At 52.6% G+C, this 6,749-nt stretch carries 7 protein-coding genes; all 7 read left to right on the top strand.

Going from position 1 to position 6,749, the window contains the following annotated elements:
• Positions 1–95 precede the first annotated feature (95 nt).
• Positions 96–3,179, top strand: coding sequence for a glycoside hydrolase family 2 TIM barrel-domain containing protein (locus tag GKG36_RS07375; RefSeq protein WP_154259976.1), 3,084 nt, complete (start codon positions 96–98; stop codon positions 3,177–3,179).
• 27 nt (positions 3,180–3,206) lie between these two features.
• Positions 3,207–3,335 (top strand): hypothetical protein, encoded by a 129-nt coding sequence (locus tag GKG36_RS14950; RefSeq protein ID WP_279236598.1) that lies wholly within the window; start codon positions 3,207–3,209, stop codon positions 3,333–3,335.
• A gap of 116 nt (positions 3,336–3,451) precedes the next feature.
• Positions 3,452–3,607 (top strand): hypothetical protein, encoded by a 156-nt coding sequence (locus tag GKG36_RS07380; RefSeq protein WP_243139145.1) that lies wholly within the window; start codon positions 3,452–3,454, stop codon positions 3,605–3,607.
• 700 nt (positions 3,608–4,307) lie between these two features.
• Positions 4,308–4,526, top strand: a complete 219-nt coding sequence (locus GKG36_RS07390; RefSeq protein ID WP_080545308.1) for a hypothetical protein — start codon at positions 4,308–4,310, stop codon at positions 4,524–4,526.
• Between the two features lie 183 nt (positions 4,527–4,709).
• Entirely contained in the window at positions 4,710–5,174 is a 465-nt protein-coding gene (locus tag GKG36_RS07395; RefSeq protein WP_005924522.1) for a hypothetical protein, read from the top strand.
• A gap of 83 nt (positions 5,175–5,257) precedes the next feature.
• Positions 5,258–5,968: a recombinase family protein gene (locus GKG36_RS14820; protein ID WP_243145077.1), complete on the top strand. Its 711-nt coding sequence runs from the start codon at positions 5,258–5,260 to the stop codon at positions 5,966–5,968.
• Positions 5,887–6,749 (top strand): recombinase family protein (locus GKG36_RS15035; RefSeq protein ID WP_243145078.1); only part of this gene is annotated, 863 nt, incomplete at its 3' end. The genes GKG36_RS14820 and GKG36_RS15035, both read left to right, overlap by 82 nt.

A 6,749-nucleotide genomic window follows, 5' to 3' on the forward strand; every position in this document is an offset into this window, starting at 1 on the left:
CTCCTTCATCTGCTGTTCCCCGGAGGAATCCAGCGATTCCTCCGGGGAGGCTGGAGAAATATTATAAAATTATAAAAGGTAAATGAGGAAATACTATGGCTGCATTTGATTTTGCAAAAGTAAAAGATCCCACCTTTTTCAAGGAAAACGTGCTGAATGCTCATGCAAGTTTCCGTACTTACGCTTCCCGCGAAGAATATCGGACAGGCTCCTCTTCTTTGGCGCTGAAGCTGGACGGCATCTGGAAATTTGCCTACGCAAAAAACTACACCAGTGCCATCCCCGGCTTTGAAAAGACAGATTACGATTGCAGCGGCTGGGATGACATTCATGTTCCGGCACACATCCAGATGGAGGGCTACGACATTCCCCAGTACGCGAATATTCAGTATCCGTGGGATGGCCGTGAAGAAGTACAGCCGGGTGAGATCCCGCAGCGGTTCAATCCGGTGGCAAGCTATGTAAAATACTTCGAGCTGCCGGAATCCATGCAGGGCAAACCCGTCCACATCGAGTTCGAGGGTGTGGAAAGCGGCATGGCTCTTTGGCTGAACGGGTCTTATGTGGGTTACACCGAGGACAGCTTCTCCGCACACGCATTCGATCTGACTCCCTATCTCCAGCCGGGCGTGAACAAACTTGCTGTGCAGGTGTTCAAGTGGACTTCCTCCAGCTGGTGCGAAGATCAGGACTTCTTCCGCTTCTCCGGCATCTTCCGCAGCGTGTGGCTGTACGCCATCCCCACCGTGCATCTGGAAGATATATCCGTCAAAACGCTGTTTGCCGGGGATGATTTTACTCATTCCACGCTGGAAGTTGCATTGCAGGCGGAGGGAAAGGGCGCGGCCCGTCTGACCCTGCGCCGCAGTGAGCTGGAAGTGTTCTCCGAAAAGATCGCACTGAACGGCGGTTCTGCTCTGTTCAGCCATGCGGTGGAGAATCCCCACCTGTGGAGTGCAGAGGACCCGGCTCTGTATGAACTGGAAATCGAGCTGCTGGACGATGCAGGCCATCTGGTAGAGGTGACCGGGCAGAAAGTCGGTTTCCGCAAGTTCGAGCTGAAGAACAATCGGATGCTGCTCAACGGCAAGCGCATCGTGTTCAAGGGTGCCAACCGTCATGAGTTCAGCTCCATTACGGGTCGTGCTGTGGGCGTACACACCCATGAGGAACTGCTTCGGGACATCATCACCATGAAGCAGAACAACATCAATGCCATCCGCACCAGCCATTACCAGAATCAGGATGCACTGTACGACCTGTGCGACGAGTATGGTCTGTATCTGATTGCAGAGAACAATCTGGAATCCCATGGCACATGGGATATCCATCAGGCGGGCTTTCGCGGCATCGAGGGCGTTTTGCCCAATGATAAGCCGGAGTGGAAAGCTGTCTTGTTTGACCGCATGAATTCCACTTACCAGCGTGACAAAAACCATCCTGCTGTTCTGATCTGGTCTCTGGGCAACGAATCGTTTGGCGGTGAGACCCTGCTCCAGATGGCAGAGATGGTCCGCCGCTTTGATGACACCCGTCTGGTGCATTACGAAGGTGTGGTCAATGATCCCCGCTTCCTCGAAACCACCGATATCGAGAGCCATATGTACAGCACTGTGAAGGACATTAAAGAGTATCTGGCACAGGGCGATAAGCGGCCTTATATCGAGTGCGAATACTCTCATGCTATGGGCAACTCCAACGGTGCTTTGCACAAGTACACGGAACTTGCCGACCAGAAGGACTGCGGCTATCAGGGCGGCTTTATCTGGGATTACATCGACCAGTCCATCTGGAAAAAAGACCGCTACGGCAAGTGGTTCCAAGCCTACGGCGGCGACTTCGGTGAGCGTCCTACCGACTATAATTTCAGCGGAAACGGCATTGCCTACGGTGGTGACCGTGCTCCTTCTCCCAAGATGCAGGAGGTCAAGTTCTGCTATCAGAACATCGCCATTTCCATCGACAACTCTGGCTTTGAAGTCTGGAACAAGAACCTGTTCACCTCTACGGATGCTTTCGACTGCGTTGCTCTGCTGCATCGTGATGGAAAGTTGTATCAGCAGCAGGAACTGCCCAATATTGATGTTGCTCCCGAAGAGCGTTCCAGCTTCCCGCTGCCGTTTATGGTCCCTGCGCTCCCCGGTGAATATGCAGTGACCATCAGCTTCCGTTTGAAGGAGGACACCAGCTGGGCAAAGAAAGGCCACGAAGTCGCCTTTGGACAGGGTGTGATCGCTGCAGTCCGTTCCATTCCCAGCAAGAAGGTCGCACCGTTTACCGTCATGCACGGCACCCACAACATCGGTGTCCGGGGTGAAAATTTCGATGTTTTGTTCTCCGATCTGAATGGCGGCCTGACTTCCTACCGCTATGCTGGAAAAGAGATGATTCAGGAGATTCCCCGGCCCAACTTCTGGCGCGCTCCCACCGACAACGACTGCGGCAACAACATGGGCGGTGTTCGCGGCCAGTGGAAGCTGGCAAGCCTGTACGCTACCGCCAAGGGCATCGGCAAGGAGATCCCGTCTGTTCACGGCGGCACCATTCTCCAGAACCCCACCTGCGAGGTGGAAGCCGACAGCGTGGTCGTGACCTATCTCTATAACCTCCAGACCAGCCCCTCAGCAGAGTGCAGCCTGCAGTACCGTGTGTTCGGTGATGGCCGCATCCAGACCACCCTGCACTATGACCCGGTGGAAGGACTTGCAGCAATGCCGGAGTTCGGCGTACTGTTCAAGATCGACGCTGACTACGACACGGTGGAGTGGTACGGAAACGGCCCTGCGGAGACCTACTGGGATCGTCAGCATGGTGCAAAGCTGGGCATTTACCAGAACAAGGTCGCAGACAACATGGCACAGTACCTTGTGCCGCAGGAGTGCGGCGCAAAGACCGCTGTGCGCTGGGCAAAGGTAGTGGACCGCAAGGGTCGCGGGCTGCTGTTTACCGCAGATGCCGCAAAGCCCATGTTCTTCTCTGCGCTGCCCTACACTCCCCATGAAATGGAGAGTGCCAAGCACCCCTACGAGCTGCCCCCGGTCCATTACACGGTCATCCGTGCTATGGGCGAGCAGATGGGCGTTGGCGGCGATGACAGCTGGGGTGCCAATGTCCACCCGGAGTATATTCCTGATGTGACCAAGCCTGTGGAGTTCACCTTTACGTTCCGTGGCATCTGATGATTGCCCGCAAATGAGGTGTTCTCTGTGAAAAAAGCGAAAGATCAGTCTGAATCTGAACCAGCCGAACTAGCATCCCTTGTTGGAGAACGAATCAGAAAAATCCGCAAAGAAGAGGGGTTAAGCCTAGAGCTTTTTGCTTTAAGCCATCAATGAGCCACCAGCCGCAAGTGCAGGGTGGAAAACTTCCGCGCCCTTGCGCCTGATAAAAATTGGAACTTTGATTTTCTCGCCCGACTTTGCCACGGTGGGACGATCAAAGGAGCGTGCGTTTGAACAAAAAGAAAAAGTCCGCAAATACTTTCCCTTATCCCGATGAAGTCATTGACCGTCTGGCGCAGGCATTCTACCCGGCCATCCTTGTCTGCTGGAACAGCGAGGAAGGTCAGCGGTCACTTGTCGGGGCGGAGGCCCCTCCATCTTGCTAACGCAAGACCGTTCGGTCGCCTAAAAGCCCCACTGGGGCTTTCATTGCTCCGCTGCGCTGCGCAAACGCGAGCTTGCCTTGGCAGACGGAGCAGGCTCATCATGCAAACAACGAAAAACAGGAAGTTCCCGCTTGCTGGGTATCCGTAAAACAGTTTTCGAAAAATGACACGGCAACTGCCTGTCAGGATTGGTTACGGAGTACCCGGCTAGGCCGAGGAAGCATCAAGTCCCATGTCCGCACCGTTAAGGTGTTGGGTATGGGGCTTTTTGCATTTCAGGAACGTATACACCTCTGGAAAGGTGTAACACACTAGACTTTGTACCAAAGTCGTGTGCCAAGGGTGCTGCGCCCCTTTGGAATCCCTGCTTACATCGCCTGTGGGCGATGTAGATTCGCCGCACAGAAAGCTCTCACAAAAGGCACACCCGGCTGTCTGCGGCGAGGAGAAGGCACTTCTGCGGAAGTGTAATAACCCACTATGACACTTTCATCCCTGTGGTCTGCAAAGTGTAGTGGGCTCTCCGAGGGGGAACGGCTGTATAGAGTGCGTTTCGGGCAAATCGCCGCATACGTGTATACGGAAGATGGGTACGCACGTACGCAGTAAATCGGCCAAGTTCTCCCATGTAGAGGGTGTAATTTCGATAAAGAACGTGGTATAATTGACTCAACAAATCGATTTGTGGAGGCGATTATTTATGAAAAAAGAAACCAAGAAATCTATCTTATTCTATGCAGCTTCTGCTCTGTTATATATGGCTTCACTTATTAGCTTCATAAGTGGAAATGATAATTCTATGGCTGTTGTATGGTTGTGTCTTGGTTCATCATTTCTTTGCCTTGGCTCGACGCATCTTTGTTTAGGTTTGTCTCGTAAGAAAAAGGGAAACGACAAAACCGATGCAAGCAATAAATGAATTCCTAGTATATCGCACTCACTCCTAAGCAGGGTTTGGGGCAGGCACGCCCCAACAAGAAGCTGTCCCAAAAGGGCAAGAATTTTCAAGAATTGAAAATTTGTGGCCACGAGACGATTCTTGCTCTCACGAAAACCCATACTTTTTGAAAATCCGCTTTTCGCAGCCAAAGGAGGATGCACCATGAAAAAAGAGATCGAAGCCTTCGTCAACGCAGCCAACGAGCAGGAGTTGGAAGCCGCATGGAATAACCTCTCGGCAGAGGAACAGCGAGTTTTCGAGCAGCTCATGGAGGAAGACTCACCCGAAGATGCACTGGCATTTTTTGCCCAGCTGTATGACGATGCCCCGAAGGAGCAAGCCAGCGAAACCGTGAGCATCTCCGAAAACGAAATCTATTTCAAGCGGCAGCCCTTGACCGAAGAGCAGAAGAAGCACGGCTCCTATGTAGATGAGAACGGCAATCTCCATGTCAAGAACCTGTCTGCATTCTGGATTCCTGAACTGACCACCACGGAGAAAGTCGGTCACACCACCTACACCGTGACCGGCAGCTATGAGGGCAAGGAATCCTTTTTGAAGAAACTGGAGCGCATTGTTGCCAAGAACGCCCAGCAAAAATTTGAAGATGAGGGTGCAGACGAATGACAACTGCGTCCAATTCTGCTATACTTGATCCGGTAACCAATCCTGTACTGACAGTTGCTCCACAGAATAAGGAGGACACAACAATGTCTGGAGCAACGAATAAAATCACCGCACTTTACTGCCGACTGTCGCAAGAGGACGCACGGCTCGGCGAAAGCCTGTCCATTGAGAACCAGAAGGTCATCCTTCTGGAATACGCCAAAAAGAACCACTTCCCGAACCCGGTGTTCTTTGTGGATGATGGCTACTCCGGCACGAACTATGACCGTCCCGGCTTTCAGAGTATGCTGGTCGAAATCGAAGCAGGGCGTGTAGGAATCGTTATCACGAAGGATTTGTCCCGACTGGGGCGCAATTCTGCCTTGACTGGTCTGTACACCAACTTCACCTTTCCCCAGTATGGCGTTCGCTACATCGCCATTAACGACAACTACGACACCATTGACCCGAACAGCGTAAACAACGATTTTGCGGGCATTAAGAACTGGTTCAACGAGTTTTACGCCCGCGATACCAGCCGCAAGATTCGGGCCGTTCAGAAGGCCAAGGGAGAGCGTGGAGTACCGCTGACGGTTAATGTTCCGTACGGCTATGTAAAAGACCCGGAGAACCCGAAGCATTGGCTTGTTGACCCGGAAGCGGCTGCGATTGTGAAGNGGCTATCCTTCTGGAATACGCCAAAAAGAACCACTTCCCGAACCCGGTGTTCTTTGTGGATGATGGCTACTCCGGCACGAACTATGACCGCCCCGGCTTTCAGAGTATGCTGGTCGAGATCGAAGCAGGGCGTGTAGGAATCGTTATCACGAAAGACCTGTCCCGACTGGGGCGCAACTCTGCCTTGACGGGTCTGTACACAAACTTTACCTTTCCCCAGTATGGCGTTCGCTACATTGCCATTAACGACAATTACGACACCATTGACCCGAACAGCGTAAACAACGATTTTGCGGGTATTAAGAACTGGTTCAACGAGTTTTACGCCCGCGATACCAGCCGCAAGATTCGGGCTGTCCAGAAGGCCAAGGGAGAGCGTGGAGTGCCGCTGACGGTCAATGTTCCGTACGGCTATGTAAAAGACCCGGAGAACCCGAAGCATTGGCTTGTTGACCCGGAAGCGGCTGCGATTGTGAAGCGCATCTTCTCCATGTGCATGGAGGGACGTGGGCCGACCCAAATTGCGAACCAACTGTGGGCAGATAAAGTTCTGACTCCTACCGCCTACAAGTTGAGCCATGGCCGGAGCACAAACGCACCTGCCCCGGAAGACCCTTATCGCTGGGATAAAAGAGCAGTAAGTTTGATTCTGGAACGCCGGGAGTACACTGGCTGCACAGTCAACTTCAAGACCTATACTAACTCTATCTGGGATAAAAAGAGACATCTGAATCCTGTGGAAAATCAGGCTATCTTCCCGGATACACATGAGCGCATTATTGACGATGATGTGTTTGAAAAGGTTCAGGAGATTCGCAGCCAGCGTCACCGTATGACCCGAACAGGCAAGAGCAGCATTTTCTCCGGTATGGTCTACTGCGCTGACTGCGGTTCCAAGATGCAATATGGTTCGTCCAA

This window comes from Faecalibacterium sp. BIOML-A1 (genome assembly GCF_009679715.1).
GTDB classification, from domain to species: Bacteria; Bacillota; Clostridia; order Oscillospirales; family Ruminococcaceae; genus Faecalibacterium; species Faecalibacterium taiwanense.

Excerpts from the sequence above, each read along its gene's own strand:
- GKG36_RS07375 (WP_154259976.1), top strand. The coding sequence starts at position 96 with ATGGCTGCATTTGATTTTGCAAAAGTAAAAGATCCCACCTTTTTCAAG.
- GKG36_RS07390 (WP_080545308.1), top strand. The coding sequence starts at position 4,308 with ATGAAAAAAGAAACCAAGAAATCTATCTTATTCTATGCAGCTTCTGCT.
- GKG36_RS07395 (WP_005924522.1), top strand. The coding sequence starts at position 4,710 with ATGAAAAAAGAGATCGAAGCCTTCGTCAACGCAGCCAACGAGCAGGAG.